Here is a 22,528-nt window from a genome sequence, read left to right on the forward strand (position 1 = left end):
GGGCGTGAGAAGGAGACTGGGGAGCATGACGGAAACGGTCGACGCGGTCGTGATCGGGGCGGGACACAACGGCCTGGTCGCGGCCAACATGCTCGCCGACGCGGGCTGGGACGTGGCGGTCCTGGAGGCCACCGGCGACATCGGCGGGGCGGTGCGCTCGGCCGAGGTCACCGCGCCCGGGTTCCTGAGCGACCTGTGCAGCGCGTTCTACCCGCTCTCGGCCGCCTCCCCGCCGCTGCTCGCCCTCGACCTGGAGGCGCACGGCCTGCGCTGGACGCACGCCCCCGAGGTGGTGGCCCACCTGTTCCCCGACGGCCGCGCCGCCGTGCTCAGCCGCGAGCTCGACATCACCGTCGAGTCGCTGGAGCGGTTCGCGCCGGGCGACGGCAAGGCCTGGCGGCAGTGGTACGCCGAGTGGCGCGCCCTCGCCCCCGACCTCATCCCGGCCCTGCTCACCCCGTTTCCACCGGTCCGCGCGGGCGCCCGCCTCGCCGCGCGCGCCGGGCTGGGCGGCGCGCTCCGGCTCGGCCGCCGCTTCCTGGTCCCGGCCCGCGTCCTGGGTGAGGAACTGTTCGCCGGCGACGGCGCCCGGATGCTACTCACCGGCCTCGCGCTGCACACCGACCTGGCGCCCGACGACGCGGCCGGCGGCGGGTTCGGCTGGCTGCTGGCGATGCTCGCCCAGCAGTACGGCTTCCCGGTCCCTGTCGGCGGCGCGCAGCAGATCACCGACGCGCTCCTGCGCCGCTTCCCCGGCGTCGTGCACCGTCATGCCGCCGTCGAGCAGGTCATCGTGGGTGGCGGCCGAGCGCTGGGGGTGCGCTGCGCGGACGGGAGGTTTTTCCGGGCGCGCCGAGCGGTCATCGCGGATGTTCCGGCGCTCCCGCTGTACCAGACGATGATCAAACCCGAACATCTGCCTGGCCGGCTGCTGGCGGACCTGGCCGGGTTCCGCTGGGACAATGCCACTCTGAAGATCGACTGGGCGCTCTCCGGCCCGGTGCCGTGGATCTCGCCCGACGTCGCCGGGGCCGGCACCGTGCACCTCGGCGCCGATCCGGTGCGCTACGCCGCGGACCTGTCGACCGGCCGCCCGCCCGAGGACCCGTTCCTGCTCATCGGGCAGATGACCACGGCCGACCCGACGCGTTCGCCGGGCGGGACCGAGCAGCTCTGGGCGTACACCCATCTGCCTCGAGAAATCGGCCCGGAAGCCATCGCGGCGCACGTGGACCGGGTCACCGACACGCTGCGGCGGCACGCTCCCGGCTTCGACGACCTGGTCCTGGCCCGCTATGTGGCCGGCCCGGCGGAACTGCAGGCCAAGAACCCGTCCCTGGTCGACGGGGCCATCAACGGCGGCACGGCCGGCGCGTATCAGCAGCTCATCTGGCGGCCCACGCCCGGACTGGGGCGCGCGGACACGCCGATCGACAAGTTGTACCTCGCGAGCTCCAGCGCCCACCCCGGCGGCGGCGTGCACGGCGCGCCCGGCGCGAACGCGGCCCGCGCGGCGCTGGCCCGCAACCGGCCGGTTCTGGGCGACGCCTACAAGGCCGCGATCGACGCCGCCCTGCGCCGGATCTACCCGCGCTGAGCGGCCGCCATCCGCCGCTCGGCGTGGTCGGCCAGGCGCTGCAGCACCTCGGTGTTGCGGAAGTGCAGGAGCACGTCGCCGACCTTGTTGCGCACGCCCAGCAGCGGGCCGTCGGTGAACTGCTCCTGCAGGGTGACCCGGGTGGCCTGCTCGTCGAGCGGGTCGAGGGTGAAGCGCACGTGCCCGGCCCCGAACGGCCACAGGTGCACCTTCAGCAGCAGCATCCGCCCCGGCTCCCACTCCAGCGACTCGCTGCGGTCGCGGATCGACAGCGGCCACGGGCCGGCCTTGTGCAGCAGCCGTGACCCGGGCGCGGGCCACTCGGCGTCGACATCGCGGATGTGCGCCGTTCCGACCACCCAGTCGGAATACGACCAGCCATCCGACAGTACGGCGTACACGTTCTCGGCCGGGGCCCGCACGATGCGTTCGGTGATGGACACCCTTGTCTCATGCCCGTGGCAGCGCATCTCACACCATCGGCGTGACGGGCGAGGCTACCGTGTAGTAGTGCGCCGTGAACCCTCCACGTCCCGTTTCGAGGCGTCCCGCCTGTCGCCCGCACGCCGTGCCGCCGACGTGGCCCGGCTGCGGCGGGAGCGTTTCGACGTCCTGATCATCGGCGGCGGCGTCACGGGCGCCGGGGCCGCCCTCGACGCCGCCTCCCGCGGCCTGTCGGTCGCCCTGATCGAGGCCCGCGACCTGGCCTCGGGCACCTCCAGCCGCTCCTCGAAGCTCATCCACGGTGGCCTGCGCTATCTCGAACAGCTCGAGTTCGGCCTGGTCGCCGAGGCGCTGCAGGAGCGCGGCCTGCTCGCGTCCCGATTGGCTCCTCATCTGGTACGTCCAGTGCCCATCCTCGTCCCGCTCCCCGCGCAGCGAGGCTTGACGGGCCTGGGCCGGCGGGCCTGGCAGCGCGCGTACTACGGCGCCGGGGTGGGCCTCTACGACGCCTTCGCCGCGACCGCGCGCCTGCGGCGATCGTCACCGCGCGGCATGCCCCTGCACCGCCACCTCTCCCGCGCGGAGACCCACCGCCGCTTCCCGTCCCTGCGCGAGGACGCGATCAGCGGCGCCATCCAGTACTTCGACGGCCAGGTCGACGACGCGCGGCTGGTGGCCACGCTGGCGCGTACCGCGGCCAGTCTCGGCGCCGCGATCGTCCCCAGCGCCCGCGCGGTCGGCCTGCTCCGCGACGCCCGCGAGGTCACCGGCGTCCGGGTCCGCGACCTGGAGTCCCGCGAGGAGTTCGAGGTCCACGCCCGCACCGTGGTGGCCGCGACCGGCGTGTGGATGGACGACATCGCCGGCATGCTCTCGGCCGCGGGCCCCCGCGAGTCCTCCGGCCTGCAGGTGCGCGCGAGCAAGGGGGTGCATCTGGTGGTACCCCGCTCCGCCATCACGGGCGAGGCCGGGCTCATCCTCCGTACCCCCACGTCGGTCCTGTTCGTGATCCCGTGGGGCGGCCACTGGATCATCGGCACCACCGACACCGACTGGAACCTGGACCGCGGCCACCCAGCGGCGTCGGCGACGGACATCTCCTACCTGCTCGGCCAGGTCAACGCCGTCCTGGACCGGCCGCTGGGCACCGGGGACATCGAGGGCGTCTACGCGGGCCTGCGCCCCCTGCTCTCCCGCGAGGCGCGGCACCGCCAGCCGCACAGCCGCGACGAGCAGACCTCGGCCCTGTCCCGCACCCACGCCGTCGTCGAGCCGATGCTGGGCCTGATGCTGATCGCCGGCGGCAAGTACACGACCTACCGCGTCATGGCCGCCGACGTCATCGACCGCGTCGCGCACCGCCTCGGCGGCCTGCGCCGGCACGGCGGCCTGGTCCCCGCGTCCCGCACCGCCGACCTGCCCCTCCTGGGCGCGGACGGCTACCATCCACTGTGGACAAACCGGCTGGACCTGGCCCGCCGCCACGGCATCCAGGCCGGCGTGCTTGAGCATCTGCTGGAGCGGTACGGCTCGCTCGCCTTCGAGGTCCTCTCGCTCGACCCTTCGCTGCTCCGCCCGGTGGAGGGCGCGCCGGAGTACCTGGCCGCCGAGGTCGCGTACGCGGCCCTGGCGGAGGGCGCGCTGCACCTGGAGGACGTGCTGACCCGCCGCACCCGCATCTCCTTCGAGACCGACCACCGCGGCACCGCGAGCGCCGCGGACGCCGCCCGCGTGATGGGCGACGTCCTCGGCTGGGACGCGGCCACCCGCGCCCGCGAGGTCGATCACTACCTGGCCCGGGTGGCCGCGGAGCAGGAGTCGCAGCGCATGCCCGACGACCTGACCGCCGACGCGGCTCGGCTGGGCGCCCCGGACGTCCGCGGCTTCCAGGCCGACCGCGCCGGCGTCTGAGGCCCGCACACGACAACAGCGCGGCCTGTCCCTGAGGACGGGCCGCGCTGTTCGTTGTCTGGTTTTAGTTGGCGGTGCTGAATTCGGCGCCGTTGGCGAACGCGGTGGCGAAGCGCTCCTGCAGGGCGTCGAGCTCGGAGAACTCGGCCTGGTGCACCGACTCCGAGCCCTCGGCGGCGAAGACGTGGTCGTCGACGGAGGCGTCGTGGCTGTAGTTGGTGAAGTCCGTCGACTCGTAGTGCACCGCGCCGGGGGCGTCGTATTCGACGTGCTGGCCGGTGGAGAAGTCGGTGGACTCGGCCGCGGAGTGGTCCTGCTCGTACACGCCGAACTGGCTGTTGGCGTCGTACTCGGAACCTTCGGCCTGGTGCAGCTCGTCCAGCGAACCGCTTTCCTGGCCGGCCTCGTACTGCCCGTAGTCGACGTCGCTCATGTCTCTATCTCCCTGTCATCAAAGGCAACTCGGTGATGACAAGAACGTTAGAGAAACGACGGGCGGCGAGAATCCCGGAAACGTGCCACTAGAAGATCTTGCCGGGGTTGAGGATGTTGTCCGGGTCCAGGGCGGCCTTGATCGAGCGGTGCGCCTTCAGCCCGGTCGGGCCGATCTCCCGGGCCAGCCAGTCGCGCTTCAGCAGCCCCACCCCGTGCTCGCCGGTCGAGGTGCCGCCCAAGGACAGCCCGAGCGACATGATCGCGTCGAACACCTTCTGTCCCTGCGCCAGGTTCAGGGCGTCCGAGCGGTCGATGACGATGATCGGGTGCAGGTTTCCGTCGCCGGCATGACCCACCGTCGCCACCACCACGCCGTGCTCCTGCGCGATGCGTTCGATGCCCTCGATGAGTTCCACCAGCCGCGTCCGGGGGACCGCCACGTCGTCCACCATGATGCCGCCGCCCAGCGGGAACAGGTGGGCCGCGAAGTGCTCCAGCGCCGGATGCGCCAAGCGCCGCGCGGCCAGGAGGGCATCCGCCTCGGCCGCATCCGCCGCCACGTACACGTCAGCGGCCTGCGCCTGGTGGCACATCGCCGAGATCGCCGCCAGATCGTCCGGCGCCCGCGCGCCCGAGTCGACGGAGGCGATCAACAGGGCAGCCGCGGTCGTCGGAAGGTCCATCGGCCGGTACGCCTCGATCGCGCTCATCGCCACCCGGTCGATGACCTCCAGCATGCTCGGCTGCAGGCCCGAACCCACGATGGCCGAGACCGCCGCACCCGCGGCCGCGAAGGTGTTGAACACGGCGACCAGCGTCAGTGACGGCTCCGGCGCGGGCCGCAGCCGCACGGTGATCTCGGTGATCACGCCCAACGTGCCCTCGGAGCCGACGAACAGGCTGGTCAGGTCGTAGCCCGCGACCCCCTTCGCGGTCCGCCGCCCGCAGGCCAGCACCTCGCCGCTGGCCAGGACGACCTCCAGGCCCAGGACGTGGTCGCTGGTGACGCCGTATTTGACGCAGCACATGCCGCCGGCGTCCGTGGAGACGTTGCCGCCGATGGTGGACTGTTCCCAGGAGCCGGGGTCGGGCGGGTAGTACAGGCCCTTCTCCGCCACCGCCCGGCGCAGCTGGGCGTTGACCACGCCCGGCTGGACCACGGCGATGCGGTTCTCCGCGTCGATGTCGATGATCTCGTTCATCGCGACCAGCGAGAGCACGATGGCGCCGTCGATCGCGTTGGCCCCGCCGGCCAGGCCCGAGCGGGCGCCCTGGGGGATGACGGGGATGCGGTGGCGGCTCGCGGCGCGCAGGACGGCCGAGACCTGGCCGGTGGTCCGCGGGCGCACGACGACCCTGGGTGTGCCGTACGGCACAAGGTCCGCCTCGTCGTGCTCGTACGAGCGCAGCAGGTCCGGATCGGTCAGCACGCCACCCTCGTGAGGCAGCGCCGCCCGCAGCTCCTCGACCAGATCCAAGTCGCGATCCATACCTGGCACGCTAGTGCGTGTGCTCTACATCGACACGCCCCGGTGGCCCGCGCACGGGCGCCTCTGGGCGCATCTGATCAGTGACGTGTCGGCGGCCGAGCTGCATGCCTTCGCCGAGCTGGTCGGGGCGCCGCGGCGGGCGTTCGAGCGGGACCACTACGACCTGCCGGCCGAACGGGCGCAAATCGCCGTATGGCTGGGTGCCACCCGGGTGGACTCGCGGACGATTGTTGAGCGTCTGGTTGCCGCCGGGTTGCGTCGGCCGCGGCATTTGTCTGATTCGAAGGGAAAGAAAAAGCCTGGTCAGGGCTTGTCTCCTGGGAAAAATTAGGTGACCCTTGCTTAGGTAAGGCTAAGCGAGGAGTACGGGCATGTATGTCTGCATCTGCCATCGCGTCCGCGAGTGCGAGATCCGGCGGGTCATCCAGTCGGGCGCACGCTCGGAGGACGCCGTGGGTGACGAATGCGCGGCCGGCACCGGCTGCGGCACATGCCTGGACCGCATCGCGGACCTGATCGACTCGGAAAACGCTGGCGCGGTACCCGTTTTCAACTAGAAACGGGCATAAGAGGCGTAACCTGCCAAGCATGCAAGGGGACGCACGAGTCATCGAGTTTCTGAACGAACAGCTCACCGCCGAGCTCACGGCGATCAACCAGTACTTCCTGCACGCCAAGATGCAGGAGAACTGGGGATACACGATCCTGGCCAAGCACACCAAGCACGAGTCGATCGACGAGATGAAGCACGCCGAGGTGCTCACCGATCGAATCCTGTTCCTGGACGGCCTGCCGAACTATCAGCGCCTGTTCGCCCTGCGCATCGGCGAATCGGTGCCGGAGCAGTTCAAGTGCGACATGCAGATCGAGCTGGAGGCCGTCGACCGGCTGCGGCGCGGTATCGAATACATGCGCTCGATCGGCGATGTCACGTCGGCGAACATCTTCGAGGACATCCTCGCCGACGAGGAAAGCCACGTGGACTATCTCGAAACCCAGCTCGGGCTCATCGAGAAGTTCGGCGAGGCCCTGTACCTGCAGAACGTCACCGAGCACCCAGAAGGCTAGCGATTTCGGACTCGAGGTTGGCGCGGGCACGGGCGGTCCATTCCGCTCGTGCCGGTACAATTCGGAAAAGCTCTGGCAAGTCGGCGAGCTTGCGCAGAATGGCCGCCCGGCCCGGCCGGAACACGTCGTCGGGAACCGCCGCGTATTCGGCGCGCACGGCCGCGGCATAACCCGCGTAGTCCGCCGCTTCCGACGCCAGGATGGCCAGGTCGGCGTCGGCGAGCAGCGCGCCGTTGCGGTCGCCCGGCTCGACGTTGTGGCCGGCCGTCAGGCGCACCAATCGCGCGACTTCCGCGGTGCGTTCCGGAGAAAAGCCGAGTGCCGCCAATGTGGTACTGGCCAAGCTCGCACTCCGCTCCTCGTTGTCCGGCGCGAACGTGTCGTACACCGCGTCGTGGAACCACGCCGCCAGCCGCACCGCGTCCGGGTCGGCGGCCAGTTCCGCATGCGCGTCGATGACCTCGAGCATGCGGGCGAGGTGCGCCGGCGTGTGGTACCGGCGATGCGGTTCGGAATAACGCGCCAGCAGGTCGCGCCCCACCGCGTCCGCGCCCGGGAAGATGCGCCGCCAAGCCTCGATCACCTCACGAGCGTAAGGGCTCGACGCTCTCCACGATGTGATCGAGGCTGACCGCCCGTCCGGCCGCGCGGTCGCGCTGGTGCTCGGCCACGCGCGGGAGCGTCTGCGCGCGCAGCGTCTGCGCGTCCGGCGGTTCGGGCAGGCGGTGCCGGGCGCGCAGCCCGTCGGCCGCCCCGACGAGGCGGGCCGCGTGCGCGGGATCCTCGGCGGCGAGCAGCGCGGCGACCACGTCGAGCGAGATGGCCAGGTCGAGCCGGTCGCCGACCTCGTGCCGGGTGATCAGCGCGGCCACGAGCAGGCGCAGCGCCTCCGCGCGGTCGCCCTCGGCCAGCGCGGCCAGCCCGAGCTGGTGCTGGGCCATGGCCGCGCCGAACGCGTCGCCGATCTGCCGGCTCAGGGCCAGGCTCTCGTCCAGCGCCGCGCGGGCGCCCGCCACGTCGCCCCGGCCGAGCAGCGCCTGCCCGACGCACTCGAGCGCGAGCAGGATGCCGCGGGTGTTCTCGTTCGCGCGCTCCAGGTCGAGGCACTCGCCGGCGTACCGCTCGGCCGCCGCGTAGTCGCCCCGGCTCAGCGCGACCTTGCCGAGGTTGCCCAGCGACGCGGCCACACCCTGCGGCACGTCCAGCTCGCGCCAGACCGCGAGGCTCTCGCCGAAGTGCGCGGTCGCGGCCGCGTGGTCGCCGCCGCCGATCGCCGCGATGCCCATCGCGTTGTGCGCGTGCCCGATCGTCGCGCGGTCGCCCGCCGCGGTGGCCCGGCGCAGGCTCTCCTCGCCGAACCCGTACGCGGCCTCGTGCTCGTCCTGCGTCGCGGCCAGGATCGCGGCGGCGTGCAGCAGGCGGGCCCGGGTGCCGTCGTCGGGCACGTCGGCGGCCAGGGCACGGGCCAGCCAGTCCCGCCCCTCGCCGATGTGGGCGCCGTTTCGCCAGTACCGCCAAAGCCCTAGACAAATGCGCGTGCGCGTCGGACCGTCGCCGTGCCCGAACGCGGCGCGCACGTTCTCGTAGTCGGACTCGATCCGCCCGGTCCACTCGACCTGGTCCGCGCCGGTCAGCCCGACCGCGGAGGCCTCGGCGAACGCCGCGTAGAAGTCCGCGTGCCGGTCGGCCGGGCCGCGCTCGTCGCCGAGCCGGTTGCGCGCGTACGCCCGGATCGTCGAGAGCAGGTGATAGCGCCCCTCGTCGTCGTCGCGCACCACCAGGTGCTTGTCCACCAGCGCGGCGAGCCGCTTCGCCAGCAGGTCGAGGTCCCCGCCCGGCGCGGTCACGGCCAGCGCGGCGGCCGCCGTCCAGCCGCCGACGAACACCGAGAGCTCGGTCATGAGCCGCTGCTCCTCGGTGTCGAGCAGCACGAAGCTCCAGTCGATGGCGCCGCGCAGGGTCTGCTGGCGGGCCGGCAGGTCGCGCGGGCCGCCGCCGCCGAGCGTGTCCAGCTCGCGGTCGAGGTGCTCGGTGAGGTGGTCGAGCAGCTCGTCCGGGCTCCAGCGGTCGATCCGCGCGGCGGCCAGCTCGATCGCCAGCGGCAGGCCGTCGAGGCGGCGGCACAGCTGGGCGACGGGCAGCGCGGTGTCGATGGTGATCTCGAAGTCCGCGTCGACCGCGCGGGCGCGCTGCTCGAACAGCATCACGGCGGGCGAGTCGGCGAGCGTGGGGACCTGGTAGACCTGCTCGCCGTACAACGACAGGCGCTCCCGGCTGGTGACCAGGGCGCGCACCCCGGGAGCCGCCGCCAGCAGGTCGCTGACCAGGGCGGCGCCGTCGTCGACCACCTGCTCGAAGTTGTCCAGCACGAGCAGCTGTTCGGCCTCGGCCAGCTGGTCCAGGACCGTGTCGAACAGGTGCTGGTCGGGCAGCTCGGTGACGTGCAGGGCGCGGGCCAGGGCGGCGGTGAGCAGCTCGGCGTCGGTGGTGTCGGCCAGCGGCACGAACACCGCCCCGTCGGCGAACTCGTCCGCGACCGCGGTTGCCGCGGCCAGCGACAGCCGGGTCTTGCCGATGCCGCCCGGCCCGACCAGCGTCACCAGCCGCCCGTCGCGCACCAGCCCGGCGACCCGCGCGGTCTCCCGGTCGCGGCCGACGAGCTTGGTCATCGGCACCGGCAGCCGGGTGCGCCGTCGCTTGGGCGCGGCCGGCTTGACGCCCCACGTGCCGTCCCCGGCCGCCACCAGCTCGCCCTGTGCGCGCAGCCGCTGCAGCTCGGCCTCGGCCCGCGCCGGCAGCCCGCCCGAGCGCTCGACGAGCCGGTCGAGCAGCGCCCGGGTCGGCTCCCCGGCCAGCGCGATCCGCAGCCAGATCTTGAGCGTCGCGGGCGACCACGGGGTGAGCTCGATCGTGGGGTCGCCGTTGCCGTTCAGGTCGGTGGTGGCGTACACCACCGCAGCCGCGTCGCCGAGCGCCGGCACCGGATCGCCCACATCGGCCAGCCGGATCAACGGCTTGTCGGTCGCGGCGGCCGGGGCGCCGGGCGTTTCGGTCGCGAAGCCCCGCAGCCGCGCGATCTGGGCCACCTCGCGCAGGAAACGCGTGTGCCCGGCGCCCTTCGGCCCGGTGATCCGCAGCCTGCCCCGCAGCCCGGAGGAGACCCTGGTCATGAACTCCTGGGTGGCGCTCAACGCGGCGTCGCGCTCCCACAGCCGCGAGGAGCCGGCCGCCGGGTCCGCCTCGATGTCGTCGCCGACCGCCTGGCCCCGGCCGCGTCGCTTGGCCAGATAGTTGCGCCGGTCCGCGACCGCGATGAGCGATTCCCCGTCGGTACCGTCGGCCGGGCTGGACGCCACGCCGAGGCTGATCGACAGGTGCAGCGGCGGCGTGCCGGCGAATTCGCGCGCCCGCACCTCGTCGGTGAGCCGGATCGCCAGCCGCAGCGCCTCGTCGGCCGCGGTGCCCGGCAGCAGCAGCACGAACTCGTCGCCGCCGTAGCGGAACAGCACGTCCTCGGCCCGGATCAGGCCCTGGATGCGCTCGGCGAGCTGGCGCAGCAGCATGTCGCCGCGCAGGTGCCCGAAGGCGTCGTTGACGGTCTTGAAATGGTCGACGTCGAAGAGCAGCAGGCTCGCCCCGTCGACCGCGTGCAGGGCATCGTCGAGGGCGGCGCGGGGACGGGCGCCGGTGACGGGATCCTGCACGTTCATCGTCAGCTTGATCGGCCTTCACACGGCCCCGCTGAGCAGTTCGGGCGCAATTGGCCCATCGGGGGACAGGCGTCGGGCGATTCCCGTCCCATCCGTCCCGCCTGCCACCGGCGTATCAACCGTCCATGGGGTCACGCCCGGTGCGATGTTCGGTCCGTTCCGCTCGGCCGTCCGGGCACACTTCGTTTGGGCCCGGACGGACGGATCCCGCGGCCTGACCTCCAGCATTGACCGCGACGAGTCCGCGACGTGGACAAATAGTAGGTGTTCGATCGCCTAATGCGACCGATCTTCGCATTACCCCAGGCGACAGCGATTCACATTCATGCGTACATTCTCCGGCATGTCGTTACGGTTATCCGTACTCAAGCTGGCCCGGGCGGCCGTCGTCGTCGCCTGTGGCCTGCTTCCGATCGCGGTGGCCGGGACTGCCTCGGCGCAGCCGTCGGGCGATGGTGGCGGGCACGCCCAGGGCGGCCAGCCACCCGGGGTGCGTGCGAACGCCGTCACCCTTCCTCCGGTCGGCTTCCCGATGCTCGGCATCGACGTCTCGAGCCACGACCACGCGAACTTCCCCATCGACTGGCCCGGGGTCGCCGCCTCCGGCACCCGGTTCGCCTACATCAAGGCGACCGAGGGCCAGTTCTACGTCAACAGCTACTTCCACGACGACTACGTCGCCGCGAAGGCCGCGGGCCTGCTCACCGGCGCGTACACGTACGGCCGCCCGGACCTCGGCGATCCCGTGGGCCAGGCGAACTACTTCATCGACCACGCGGAATGGGTCAACGACTCCCGGACCCTCGTGCCGTTCCTGGACATGGAATGGCCGTACGCGTCGCTCGACCTCCCGGCCTGCTACGGCATGGCCCCGCCGGACGTCGTCGCGTGGATCCGCGGCTTCGTCGACCAGGTGAAGGCCCGCACCGGCCGGGACATGATGATCTACACCGCGACGAGCTGGTGGAACCCGTGCACGGGCAACGACACCTCGTTCGCCAACAACCCGCTCGACCTGGCCCTGTGGGGCAGCGTTCCGCCGCTGATCCTGCCGGCCGGGTGGACCTCGTACGCGCTCTGGCAGTACGCGGCCGGCAACCCCGCGGTCGCCGGCAACTACGACAAGGACGCGTTCAACGGCGACTACATGGCGCTGACCAAGCTCGCCGGGGACGTCCCGGCCGACGGCCCGGCCTTCGAGCTGCGCGCCGCCGCCAACAACCGGTACGTCAGCGCGGCGAACGGCGGCAACTCGCCGCTGATCGCCAACCGGGACGCGATCGGGGTCTGGGAGCAGTACGACATGGTCAACGCCGGCAACGGCGACGTGGCCCTGCGCTCGCACTCCAACGGGCTGTACGTGACCGCGGACCTCGGCAACAACGGCACCCTCGTGGCCAACCGGCCGGCCATCGGCGCCTGGGAGCGGTTCACGGTCGTCGCCAACGCCGACGGCACCATGGGCCTGTTCGCCAACGCCAACGGCAAGTACGTGACGGCCGACCTCAGCAACGGCGGCACCCTGGTGGCCAACCGGGCCTCGGTCGGGGCCTGGGAGAAGTTCACCAAGGTCCCGGTGCCGACGTCGCTCGCACTCAAGGCGAGCGGCAACGGCAAGATCGTCACCGCGGCGAGCGGCGGCCTCCTGCCGCTGGTCGCCAACCGGGACGCGGTCGGCGCCTGGGAGCGCTTCGAGGTGGTCGACCTCGGCAACGGCGACGTGGCCCTGCGGGCGAACGCCAACGGGCTGTACGTCACCGCCGATCTCAACAACAACGGCACCCTGATCGCCAACCGCACCGCGGCCGGCAGCTGGGAACGGTTCCGCATCGCCACCGACGCCAACGGCGTGGTCACGGTGCTGGCCCTGGCCAACGGCAAGTACGTCACCGCCGACCTCGGCAACGGCGCCGTCCTGGCCGCCAACCGCGCCGCGGTGGGCGACTGGGAGAAGTTCAGCAAGGCCGCTTGAGCACGCTGTTTCGCGGAAAGGGGGGCTGCGGCCCCCCTTTTTCGTACGCTGACCCAACCGTTCTGTGGCCCGGCCGCATCTGAGGGCTGGAGCAGGCGGAAAGGGGAAGCGGTGCGCGACGAGTTCGAGCGGGAGTACGTGGAGTACCTCCGCGTGCGGATGCCGCATCTGCGCCGCCTCGCCCACGCCCTGACCGGCGACTTCGACCGCGCCGACGACGTGGTGCAGACGGCGGCGACGAACCTCTACCTGAAATGGCGCCAGGTGCGCGCCGCGGACAACGTCGACGCGTACGTGCGCAAGATGGTCGTGCACACCTTCCTGGCCGAGCAGCGCCGCGCGTGGGCGCGCACCTGGCTCACCGACCGGCTCCCCGACCGCGCGGCCGAGCCTCCTCCAACCGACGACGCCCTCCTCGTCCGCGGCGCGCTCAGGCGGCTGCCGGCAAGGCAACAGGCAGTACTAGTGCTGCGTTTTCTGTGTGATCTGCCCGTCGAGGACGTCGCGGCCGCGCTCGGATGCGCACCCGGCACGGTGAAGAGCCACACCTCGGCGGGCTTGACCGCGCTGCGCAAGATCCTCGGCCCCAGTGCCACTGCGACCCTCGGCGGAGGTGCCCGGTGAACCCCCTTGCCCCGCTGCGCGTTCCGGCGGATCTGCCACCGTCCAAAGTGAACCTCGACCGCGCCCTGCGCGACGGCCGCCGCCGGCAGCGCAACCGCCGCGTGCTCGCCGTGGCCACCGCCGCGATCGCCGTCGGCGCGACGCTCATCGGCGTGTCGGCCTTCGCGCTGGAGCGCCCCTCGAGTCCCCCCGCCGACGACCCGCTGCCGACGGGCTGTTCCGTGCACCGCCTGCCCGCACCTGGCCCCGGCACCGCCGTGGGCGTCGATCCGGCGGGCGGCTACGCGATCGGCGGCCTGGACGACAAGCCCCAGGACGGCGTGCTGCTCTGGGCGGCCGGCGTCCTGCAGGTCCTGGAGGGCGCCCCGCTGAACGCCTACCCGGCCGCGGTGAACGCTTCGGGCGTCGTGGTCGGCAACGGCGGCGAGGCGACCTCGATCCCATGGATGCTCAAGGACCACACCTACACCCGCCTGGCCCTCCCACCGGACGCGAAATCGGTCACGGTGAGCGACATCAATGCTTCCGGAGACATCATCGGTACCGCCGCGTGGGACGCGAAATCCCGCATCGTGCGCTGGAACGCGGCCCGCCCCGGCGAGTTCACGTACGTCACGACCACCCCGGCGGTCGCGCGCGCCGCGTCCATCGCCGACGACGGCACAATCCTCGGCGATGCGGGCGACGCGGGCGCGTACGTGTGGCGCCCGGACGGTACCGGCGAGGCCTTGAAACTCCCGGACGGCCGCCCGGCCGGCGGCGCCACCCAGCTCGCGGGCGACTGGGCCATCGGCTGGTACGACGACGGCGCCTGGACCAACCACGGCGTCCGCTGGAACATCCAGACCGGCGCGGCAACCTTGCTGGACACCTTCATCCCGGCCGCGATCGACGCAACCGGCGCGATGGTCGGCGTCGTGCGCAACGACGACGACCACGAGTACTCCCCGCCGGCCGCGTGGCGCGACGGGAAGGTCCTCGACCTGCCGGTGCTGGAGGCGGGCCAGTCGGCGACGGTGATGTCGATGACGGCGGACGGGCACATGGCGGTGGGCTGGCTGTTCCGCGCCAAGAACGACCCGATCACCCCGGTCCGGTGGTCCTGCCCCTAGGCCCTGTCCTGGTCCCGGGCGGGGTTCGCCCCTTTCGCCGCTGGCACGTTTCCGGGATTTCTCCTGCTCCCGTCACCTCTACCGTTCTCGTTGCAAGCCAAACGGACTTTGATGACAGGGAGATAGAGACATGAGCGACGTCGACTACGGGCAGTACGAGGCCGGCCAGGAAAGCGGTTCGCTGGACGAGCTGCACCAGGCCGAAGGTTCCGAGTACGACGCCAACAGCCAGTTCGGCGTGTACGAGCAGGACCACTCCGCGGCCGAGTCCACCGACTTCTCCACCGGCCAGCACGTCGAATACGACGCCCCCGGCGCGGTGCACTACGAGTCGACGGACTTCACCAACTACAGCCACGACGCCTCCGTCGACGACCACGTCTTCGCCGCCGAAGGCTCGGAATCGGTGCACCAGGCCGAATTCTCCGAGCTCGACGCCCTGCAGGAGCGCTTCGCCACCGCGTTCGCCAACGGCGCCGAATTCAGCACCGCCAACTGACAGCAGACAACGAAAAGCGGCCCGCCGATCCGGCGGGCCGCTTCGCTTTTTGGGTCAGCGGAGGTGGTCGGTGAACCACTGGATCAGCCGCTGGTACGCCTCGGTCGCGGCCGGGGCGTTGTAGCGCTCGCCCGTGTCGTTGAAGAACGCGTGGTTCGCGCCCGGGAAGGTGACCAGCTCGTGCGGCAGGCCGGCCGCGGTCAGGGCCGCCTCTGCCGCGTCCCGGGTCGCGTTCACGCGGGAGTCGAGTTCGCCGTAGACGCCGAGTACCGCGGCATTCTTCGAGCCCGTCAGCGAGGCGCCGCTCGGGAAGGGGCCGTAGAACGGGGCGGCGGCTGACAAGCGGGGCTCGCCCGCGGCCAGCAACTGCCAGACCTCGCCGCCGCCGAAGCAGAAGCCCATCGCGCCCAGTTTCAGGGCCGGCGCGCGGCGGGTGAGTTCGGTCAGGGCGGTCTTCATGTCCTTGATGAAGCGGGCCGGGTCGGCCGCGTTCAGGGCCGCCGTCGCCTGGGCCGGGTCGGTGAAGTGGGCCGTGCCGCCCTCCTCCGACAGCAGGTCGAGCGCCAGCGCGGAGAAGCCGCTCGCGGCCAGGCGGCCCGCGACCGAGCGGATGTGGTCGGTCAGGCCCCGATTCTCGTGGATCACCAGCACCGCACCCCGCGGCGCCGCGGCCGGGGCCCAGGCGGCCTGGAGGCCCTCGAACGTGATCGGCGACGTGGGCAGGGCCGGCGGGCCGGCGGCGGTGGAGGATGAGGACGACGACGGGGCCGGGGTGGCCTCCGGCGTCGAGCAGGCGGCCAGCATCGACGTTGCCACGGCGACGCCCACGCCCATGAGGGACAGGCGGCGCAGGGCCTCCCGACGGCCGATCAGCCCGTCGGCGTAGTCGACCACGACCTCGGACGTCAGGTACTCGTTCATGCCCTCGACGTTAGTGCCGGATCGGAGCAGGCCCGTGCGGCAGCGCGGCGCGGCGGCGTTTTTCCAGGTTGGAGATGTGCCAGGCCAGCAGGAGCGCGGCGTTCGAGACCAGGGCGGTCGCCAGGCCGCGGGCGAAGGACTCGTGGAACAGCTCGCGCAGGATGAAGGCCATGTTCAGGTCCAGGCTCAGGGTTAGGACGCCCGCCAGGAGCCACCGAGTCGTCCGAGATCGCATCGCAACAACCCCCGCTGTCTCGGTGCTTCAATGCTAGGGCGGAAGGGGGCGCAATGGCAGACCTGGTGAGCGACTTCGACTACCACCCCGATGAGCCGTACGTGCGGCAGTTTCGGGTGCCGCGCTCGGATGTGCGGCGACTGGATGATGTCGCGTTCGTCTATGACGTGGGGTTCGGCGACGTGGTGCTGCGGCACTTCGCGTTCCGGGACGAGTGGTTCAAGGTCAATGTGACGCTGGACCGGCAAGGGCGGCTCGTCGAGACCGCGCCCGGGCCGGGGCATCCGGCGTTCGCGTTCAACTGTGACGTGGCCACGCCGATGGTGGTGCGGGGGGATGCGGTCCACGCCGTGGATCTCTTTGCCGACGTGCTCGTCCGGGCGGACGGGGTCAGCCATCAGGTGCAGGACGTCGCGGAAATGGAGGAGGAGCTCCAGCCGGAGCAGCTGCACGATGCGCGCCGGGGGCTCGAGCGGCTTCTGAGCATCATCGAACGCGGCGAGCTGGCCGCCTTCCTGGACGCGGTGTGGCCGTTCGGGCCGACGGACCCGGCGCCCGCGTTGCCGATGGTGAAAGTGCCGTCAGCGGGTCTTGTGTAACTGCTCGCCGGTCAGGGCGTCGTCGCCGCGGCCCGCCAGGCACCGGTACGTCGTCGGGCCCGCCTTCTGGGCCGCCGCGCTCGGGAGCAGGGCCGAGATCTCCCAGTTGGCGGCGCCGATGTTCACCGTCAGCAGGGTGCCGACGCTGCAGACGGCGGCGACGGGCTTGTCCTTCTTGCTCGTGACCTTGCTGCCGGCGGGGAGCTCGCCGTAGGCGAAGACCTCCCACGTGTGCTTCCCCGCGCAGTCGACCTGGGTCAGCTTGGTGTCGAAGCACTCGGGCGTGGCCGAGCACCGGGCGCCCTCGCCGGCGAACTGGCCGCAGCTCGACGTGGCCGGGGCGGCGGCGGCCGAGGCGGAGACGACGGGGGTGGGGGTGCCGTCGCCCAGGCCGTACGCGATCGCCACGGTCACGAGCGCGGCCACGGCCAGCAGGCCCGCGCCGACGCCGATCCATAAGCCGCGGCGGCTTCGCGAACCAACCACAAGGGGATCAGCGGGAGGAGCGACGGGAGGGGGTTCCAGCAAAACAGCCGATGGCTGCAGAGGATCAGTCGGCGGCTCCTCCGGACCCGCCTCATGCGGCACCGTCTGCTCCGGGTCATGCGGAAATCCGCCGCCCATGAAGGGGGAGTCCAGCAGGCGGTCGGGAGGGGGCGGGGGCAGCGCGGGCGGTGAGGTGTACACCGGCTCCAGCGGCGGCGATCCCAGCGGCGGCACGATCACCGGCGGCGGCGGCTTCAGCTGCAGGCCGATCAACGCGTCCCGCAGTTGCAGGGCGGTCGGGCGCTTGGCGTCGTCGTTCGACATGCCCGCGCGCAGGATCGCCATCAGCTCGTCGGGGCAGCCCGGCACGTCGGGGATGTGGTCGTTGAACATGTCGACCAGCGAGAGCAGGCTCGGCATCTGGTCCTCGCGCCAGCGGGGCGGGCGGCCGCGCATGAGGGCGTAGAGGGTCGCGCACAGGGCGTAGACGTCGGCGGGTGGGCCGGGCGGGGCGTGCCGGAAGGTCTCCGGCGGAGCGTACGCGGGGGTGAGCACGTCGAGGGTGATCGACACGTCGCGCCATTCGGCCAGGATGGCCAGGCCGAAGTCGGCCAGTGCCGGTTCACCGAAACGGCTGAAGAGGATGTTGGCCGGCTTGACGTCGCGGTGCAGTACACCCAGGGAATGGGCGTCGGCGAGGGCGTCGGCGATCTTGAAGCCGACCTCGCGGACCTCGGCCGGGGTGAGGGGCTTGGTGCGCATGCGCTCGGCGTAGGAGCCGTCGCAGAGCTCCATGATCAGGTAGGGGTGGCTGTCGGTGGTGACGCCGGCGTCGAAAAGGTCGACGACGTGCGGGTGGCTCGACATGCGGCCGGCCGCGCGGGCCTCGCGCAGGAAGCGGCGGCGGTCGCGCTCGGTCTCCAGGGTGCGGTTCTCGACCTTCACGGCGACGTCGCGGCCGACCGACTCCTGCTGGGCCCGGTAGACGGTGGCGTATCCACCACGGGCCAGCACCGAGAACCCGGTCAAGCCGGGCACCGAGGGAAGCGGAGCCGATGCGGTCACGCCTAAGAAGGTACGGCAGAGGTGTGACAGTGCACGGTCACGTCTCGGCAACCGCCGCAACGGAGTCGGTCGCGCACTCTCGGTTGGCTTCGAGCGCCGCATGCAGTACCGACGCCGCATAATCCCGACCGCGAACGTCCTCGCCCGGAGCACCCTGCGCCTGCCTGGCCCAGTCCAGCGCCTCGGCGTTACGTCCGGCCGCCAGCAGCGCCGCGGCGTAGGCGGCGATCGCCTGGCGGCGGGAGAAGATCACCGAGGGGCCGGGGCGCTCGGCGGCGACGCAGCCCAGCGTCTCCAGGGCCGTCGGCAGGTCGCCCTGGGCCAGCCGGGCCAGCCCGAACAGCACCCGCGGGCCGACCGTGGCCGGCTCCAGCACGTCGTGGGTCTCCACGACCTGCAGCACCGCCCGCGCGTCGGCCTCGGCCGCGACCGGGTCGCCCCGATCGAGGCTCACGAAGCCGCGGATGGTGCGGGACATGCCCAACAGCAGCGGGTGGCCGGTCTTCTCGCCCCACTCGGTGGCGTCGGAGAGCAGGTCGAACGCGTGCGGCAGCTCCCACAGCTCGCGCGCGACCACGCCGCGGACGACGAGCGCCAGGCCGCGGCCCCAGTCGTCGCCGGCCGCCGCGAACTCGCGGTACGCCCGCCGCGCCTCCCGGTCCGCCTCGGCCAGGTCGCCGCTCTCGGCCGCCGCGAACGCCTCGACCGCGCGCAGCGTGCCGACCGCCCAGGCGTCGCCGACCCGCTCGCCGAACGGCAGGAACGCCTTGGCCAGCCGCCGCGCCTCGCCCAGCCGACCGGCGAGGAGGCGCACGAACGCCGTGGTGCCGCGCAGCCAGGCCCGCCCGACCGGGTCGCCGAGCTCGGCGAAGCGGCGGGCGGCGCGGCCGAGCGCGGCGTCGGCCCCGGCGAAGTCGCCGCGGGTGGTGGTGACCCAGGCCAGGTGCTGCAGCGACCACGCCTGGGCGCGCCGGTCGCCGGCCGTGACCGCGATCTGGAACGACTCGGCGAAGCGGCCGCCGGCCTCGGCCAGGCGGCCCTCCAGGAAGTCGGCCATGCCGAGGCGGCGCATCGCGTCCCCGCGCTCGTACGTCAGGTGGGCCCCGGTCGCCGCCTCCAGCGCGTCGGACAGCGTGGCGTAACTGCGCCGGTGGTCGCCCATGCCGCGATAGGCCCGACCGGCCACGAGCAACGCGCCGACCTGGACGGCCGCGTCGTCTCCCGCGTTCGCCGTGATCTTTTCGGCGTACCCGAGCGCCTCCGCGAACCGCCCCAGCTGGAGCAGCGCCCGGGAGTGCACGAGCCGATCGGCCGCCGGCAGTATTCCGCCGCCGAGCACCGCGGCCCGGTCGGCGGCCTGCGCGGCGACGGCCGGTTCGCCGGATGCCAGCGCGGCCCGGGCGGCCCGGCCCAGCGCCTGCACGCCCAGCGGCGCGGCCGAGCGGGCCAATGAGTCCGGCCGCAGCCCGACCACGTCGGCGAGCTTCCCGGCCCGCTCGGCGTGCTCGGCGATGAACGCGTCCGCGGAGCCCAGCGTCATGTTCAACCCGGCCACGTTGCCGGTGCCACCGGCGGCCAGGAAGGTGGTGACCGCGGCGGAGGCCCAGCGCGAGAGCGCGGCGTGCCGCTCGGCCAGGTCGGCCTTGCCGATGCCCGCGTACGCCGCCTCGCGCAGCAGCGGGGTGGCGAAGGCGAACCCGCCCCGGCCCCGGCGCAGCATGCGGCGCTGCAGCAGCTCCTCGACGGCCCGCTCCAGCTCGACCGCGGCCACGACCGCGGGCCGGGCCGGCTGGCCGGGCGGGTTGAACCGCAGCGCCTCCAGGGCGCGGGCGGGCACGGTGTCGCCGATGACCGCGGCGTCGCGCAGGACGGCGCGGGTGTCGGTGGGCAGCGCGTCGATGCGGGCCGCGAGCACGGCCGCGAGGTCGCGGGAGAGCAGCCGGCCGCCGAGCGAGCCGGGCGCGAGCCGCCAGCCGGGCGGGTCGGTGCCGGCCACGGTGGTCAGCGCACCGCGCTCCTGCAGCAGGGTGACCAGTTCGGCGAGGTAGAACGGGTTGCCCTGGGCGGTCGCGAGGAGCCGGTCCTCGTCGGCCGGGGCGAGCCGTCCGCCGCCGAGGTAGGCCGACAGCAGCCGGGCCGCGTCCGCGCCACGCAGGGGCGGGATCGGTACCACTTCGGCATCGGCGATCCGCGTCAGCACTCCGGCCGACCGCACCAGCTCCGGCCGCCCGAGCAGGACGATGAGCACCGAGCCCTCGAGCCGCTCGATGGTGGCCCCGAGCGCGTCCAGCGTCTCGGCCGTCGCGTCGTGCAGGTCGTCGACGATCACCACGAGCGGCGTCTCGGCGGCGAGGCCGGACAGCAGCTCGGCGACCGCGGCGGGCACGGCGTGCAGGTCCAGCTCGTCGGGCTTGCCGCCGGGCGCGACCCACGCGGTGTCGCCGATCGCCTCGGTGTAGCCGATCAGCGTCAACAACAGATCGCTCGCGAACCGGGGCGGCTCCGGACGCCCCCGCGCGGCCCGGGCCAGGCGCTGGGCCAGGCGGCGCAGCCGCTCCTCGACCGCCTCGCGGGTCAGCGCGGCGTCCGGGGGCAGGCCGATCGCGGCGCGCACGAGGTCGGCCAGCGGGGCCAGCCGCCGGCGCTCGCCGAACGCGGCACAGTGCACGGACAGCACGCGGGCGCCGCCGCCAGGAGCGAAACCGGCGCTCGGCGTGTACCCCGCGCCGCCCAGATAGCCGGCCGCGAAGCGCTCGATCTCGCCGGCCAGCCGCGTCTTGCCCAGGCCCGCCTCACCGGTGAAGACCAGCACCCGCGGCTCCTGCCGGTCCGCGATCTCGGCGAGGCGCCCGGAGACCCGGCCGAGCTCGGGCTCGCGGCCCACGAACGGCGCCTCGTCGCCCAGCCCGGAGCGGGTGCCGGGGGCGTCGAGCAGGCCGAGCAGCTCGTAGGCCTCGACCGGCTCGCGCTTGCCCTTGAGCCGCAGCGGGCGCAGCGCCCGCCAGGAGGCCAGCAGGCGGGTGGAGGAGGAGGTGCGATCGCCCGCGTACACCGCGCCGATCGCGGCCGCGTCGGCCAGCCGGGCGGCGGTGTTGACGGTGTCGCCGATGACCGTGTACTCGATGCCGGCCTGGACGCCCGCCACCACCGGCCCGGTGTTGAGGCCGATGCGCAGGCCCAGCGGGGCGCCGCCGCCGCGCTCGTCGTCCAGCACCCGGCGGACCGCGCGCTGCATGGACAGCGCGGCCCGCACGGCCCGCTCGGCGTCGTCCTCGTGGGCGACCGGCGCGCCGAACACGGCCATGATCCCGTCGCCGGTGAGCTTGTCGACGTGGCCGCCGAAGGTCTTCACGGCGCCCGCGAGCGCGGCCAGCACCCGGTCGGTGACCGCGCCGACCCGCTCCGGGTCCAGGTCCTCCGACCAGGCGGTGAAGTCCGAGAGGTCGCCGAAGAGCACGGTGACGATCCGCCGCTCGGCCGCGGGCAGGGTGGCGGCGGCCGGCAGCGCGGAGCCACAGTGGTGGCAGAACCGCGCGCCGGGAACGGCCACGGTCCCGCAGACCGAACAGGTCACGTCGTACCCAAACCATCAGCGGGTGGGTGTGATTCCCGTCGCAGAAAATCGAGCTGCGCCCGCACGCTCATCTCGGCGGCCCACCACAGCGAGCGGTCGACGTCGGCGTACACCCGGGCCACGACCTCGGGCGCGTCGGTCGCGCCGGCCGCCACCGCCGCGCGCACCTGCTCCAGGCGGGCCTGGCGGTGCTGGCGGTAGTACCGTGCCGCGATCCCGGTGTCGGTGAGTGACGGTCCGTGGCCGGGCAGCGCGGGGCGGCCGTCGAGGGCGGCCAGCTTGTCCAGGCTGGCGAGATAGTCGCCGAGGTCGCCGTCCGGATGTGCGACCACCGTGGTGCCCCGCCCCAGGATGGTGTCGCCGGTCAGCACCATTTCTTCGCCTTGGTACCGCACGAGGAAACACACCGAATCCTTCGTGTGACCCGGCGTCGGCAGTGGCTCGACCGTGAGACCGTCCGCGTCGAGGTGCTCGAGCACGGGCGGGTCGTACACCCGCGCCCCGGTGAGCTCGGCCAGCCGCTGAACACCCTCGGTGTGGTCGATGTGGCCGTGGGTGAGCACGATCGCGGCGACGGGGGCGTGCGCGGCGACCGCGCGCAGGTGGCCCTCGTCCAGGGGGCCAGGGTCGACCACGACGCTGCCGCCGTTGGGAGCGCGCAGGAGCCACGTGTTGGTGCCGTCGAGCGTCATCGGGCCCGGATTGGGCGCGCGGACCAGCGTCACCCAGTCGGGCAACGCGGTGAGCACCTCGGCGGCGGGGGTGGTGACGTGGCTTACCACGAAC

The 22,528-nt window shown here is 72.7% G+C and carries 20 protein-coding genes; 10 read left to right on the forward strand and 10 right to left on the reverse strand.

Annotated elements, in window-relative coordinates; translation table 11 throughout:
• Positions 1-25 precede the first annotated feature (25 nt).
• The gene (locus tag ACQP00_RS02385) at positions 26-1,597 is read left to right on the forward strand and encodes a phytoene desaturase family protein (RefSeq protein WP_433213659.1); all 1,572 of its coding nucleotides are present in this window, start codon (positions 26-28) and stop codon (positions 1,595-1,597) included.
• Here the strand turns inward: ACQP00_RS02385 and ACQP00_RS02390 are convergent.
• Entirely contained in the window at positions 1,585-2,040 is a 456-nt protein-coding gene (locus ACQP00_RS02390; RefSeq protein ID WP_433213662.1) for an SRPBCC family protein, read from the reverse strand. The two genes, ACQP00_RS02385 and ACQP00_RS02390, sit on opposite strands and share 13 nt — an antisense overlap.
• Between ACQP00_RS02390 and ACQP00_RS02395 the strand changes: the two genes are divergently transcribed.
• Positions 2,021-3,952, forward strand: a complete 1,932-nt coding sequence (locus ACQP00_RS02395; protein WP_433213665.1) for a glycerol-3-phosphate dehydrogenase/oxidase — start codon at positions 2,021-2,023, stop codon at positions 3,950-3,952. The two genes, ACQP00_RS02390 and ACQP00_RS02395, sit on opposite strands and share 20 nt — an antisense overlap.
• A gap of 64 nt (positions 3,953-4,016) precedes the next feature.
• Here ACQP00_RS02395 and ACQP00_RS02400 read toward each other — a convergent pair whose 3' ends face one another.
• Complete coding sequence (locus ACQP00_RS02400) at positions 4,017-4,385, reverse strand: hypothetical protein (protein ID WP_433213668.1); 369 nt, start codon at positions 4,383-4,385, stop codon at positions 4,017-4,019.
• Between the two features lie 88 nt (positions 4,386-4,473).
• Positions 4,474-5,877, reverse strand: coding sequence for an FAD-binding oxidoreductase (locus tag ACQP00_RS02405; protein WP_433213671.1), 1,404 nt, complete (start codon positions 5,875-5,877; stop codon positions 4,474-4,476).
• A gap of 19 nt (positions 5,878-5,896) precedes the next feature.
• On the opposite strand from ACQP00_RS02405, the gene ACQP00_RS02410 reads away from it, so the two are divergent.
• The 3 genes from ACQP00_RS02410 to bfr are packed head-to-tail and all read left to right on the forward strand — an operon-like array spanning position 5,897 to position 6,945.
• On the forward strand, positions 5,897-6,208 hold the full coding sequence (locus tag ACQP00_RS02410; RefSeq protein ID WP_433213674.1) for a DUF4031 domain-containing protein: 312 nt from the start codon (positions 5,897-5,899) through the stop codon (positions 6,206-6,208).
• A gap of 40 nt (positions 6,209-6,248) precedes the next feature.
• Entirely contained in the window at positions 6,249-6,434 is a 186-nt protein-coding gene (locus ACQP00_RS02415; protein WP_433213677.1) for a (2Fe-2S)-binding protein, read from the forward strand.
• Between the two features lie 31 nt (positions 6,435-6,465).
• Complete coding sequence (gene bfr / locus ACQP00_RS02420; RefSeq protein WP_433213680.1) at positions 6,466-6,945, forward strand: bacterioferritin; 480 nt, start codon at positions 6,466-6,468, stop codon at positions 6,943-6,945.
• Here bfr and ACQP00_RS02425 read toward each other — a convergent pair.
• Positions 6,923-7,528 carry an HD domain-containing protein gene (locus tag ACQP00_RS02425; protein ID WP_433213683.1) on the reverse strand — a complete coding sequence of 202 codons (606 nt, stop codon included), beginning with the start codon at positions 7,526-7,528 and terminating at the stop codon, positions 6,923-6,925. The two genes, bfr and ACQP00_RS02425, sit on opposite strands and share 23 nt — an antisense overlap.
• Position 7,529: 1 nt before the next feature.
• Complete coding sequence (locus ACQP00_RS02430) at positions 7,530-10,655, reverse strand: diguanylate cyclase (RefSeq protein ID WP_433213686.1); 3,126 nt, start codon at positions 10,653-10,655, stop codon at positions 7,530-7,532.
• A 343-nt stretch (positions 10,656-10,998) separates the two neighbouring features.
• Here ACQP00_RS02430 and ACQP00_RS02435 point away from each other — a divergent pair, with 343 nt between their 5' ends.
• From ACQP00_RS02435 to ACQP00_RS02450, 4 genes are all read left to right on the forward strand, one after another.
• Complete coding sequence (locus ACQP00_RS02435; protein ID WP_433213689.1) at positions 10,999-12,627, forward strand: GH25 family lysozyme; 1,629 nt, start codon at positions 10,999-11,001, stop codon at positions 12,625-12,627.
• Positions 12,628-12,738: 111 nt separating this feature from the next.
• Entirely contained in the window at positions 12,739-13,251 is a 513-nt protein-coding gene (locus ACQP00_RS02440) for a SigE family RNA polymerase sigma factor (RefSeq protein ID WP_433213692.1), read from the forward strand.
• Positions 13,248-14,363: a hypothetical protein gene (locus ACQP00_RS02445; RefSeq protein ID WP_433213695.1), complete on the forward strand. Its 1,116-nt coding sequence runs from the start codon at positions 13,248-13,250 to the stop codon at positions 14,361-14,363. The genes ACQP00_RS02440 and ACQP00_RS02445 overlap by 4 nt, the downstream gene beginning before the upstream one ends.
• Positions 14,364-14,493: 130 nt before the next feature.
• Entirely contained in the window at positions 14,494-14,862 is a 369-nt protein-coding gene (locus tag ACQP00_RS02450; protein ID WP_433213668.1) for a hypothetical protein, read from the forward strand.
• Between the two features lie 54 nt (positions 14,863-14,916).
• Here the strand turns inward: ACQP00_RS02450 and ACQP00_RS02455 are convergent, their stop codons facing one another.
• Positions 14,917-15,783: a dienelactone hydrolase family protein gene (locus tag ACQP00_RS02455; protein ID WP_433213698.1), complete on the reverse strand. Its 867-nt coding sequence runs from the start codon at positions 15,781-15,783 to the stop codon at positions 14,917-14,919.
• 10 nt (positions 15,784-15,793) lie between these two features.
• On the reverse strand, positions 15,794-16,018 hold the full coding sequence (locus ACQP00_RS02460; RefSeq protein WP_433213701.1) for a hypothetical protein: 225 nt from the start codon (positions 16,016-16,018) through the stop codon (positions 15,794-15,796).
• 53 nt (positions 16,019-16,071) lie between these two features.
• Between ACQP00_RS02460 and ACQP00_RS02465 the strand changes: the two genes are divergently transcribed.
• Positions 16,072-16,617, forward strand: a complete 546-nt coding sequence (locus ACQP00_RS02465) for a hypothetical protein (RefSeq protein WP_433213704.1) — start codon at positions 16,072-16,074, stop codon at positions 16,615-16,617.
• Here the strand turns inward: ACQP00_RS02465 and ACQP00_RS02470 are convergent.
• From ACQP00_RS02470 to ACQP00_RS02480, 3 genes are read right to left on the reverse strand one after another with little or no spacing between them, the layout of a single operon-like run.
• A complete protein-coding gene (locus tag ACQP00_RS02470) occupies positions 16,600-18,168 on the reverse strand; it encodes a serine/threonine-protein kinase (protein ID WP_433213707.1) in 1,569 nt (522 codons plus the stop codon). The genes ACQP00_RS02465 and ACQP00_RS02470 overlap by 18 nt on opposite strands.
• A gap of 37 nt (positions 18,169-18,205) precedes the next feature.
• A complete protein-coding gene (locus ACQP00_RS02475) occupies positions 18,206-21,742 on the reverse strand; it encodes an adenylate/guanylate cyclase domain-containing protein (RefSeq protein WP_433213710.1) in 3,537 nt (1,178 codons plus the stop codon).
• Entirely contained in the window at positions 21,739-22,524 is a 786-nt protein-coding gene (locus ACQP00_RS02480) for an MBL fold metallo-hydrolase (protein WP_433213713.1), read from the reverse strand. The genes ACQP00_RS02475 and ACQP00_RS02480 overlap by 4 nt, the downstream gene beginning before the upstream one ends.
• Between the last annotated feature and the right edge of the window lie 4 nt (positions 22,525-22,528).

Source organism: Dactylosporangium sp. CS-047395, assembly GCF_050942185.1.
Taxonomy (GTDB): Bacteria; Actinomycetota; Actinomycetes; order Mycobacteriales; family Micromonosporaceae; genus Dactylosporangium.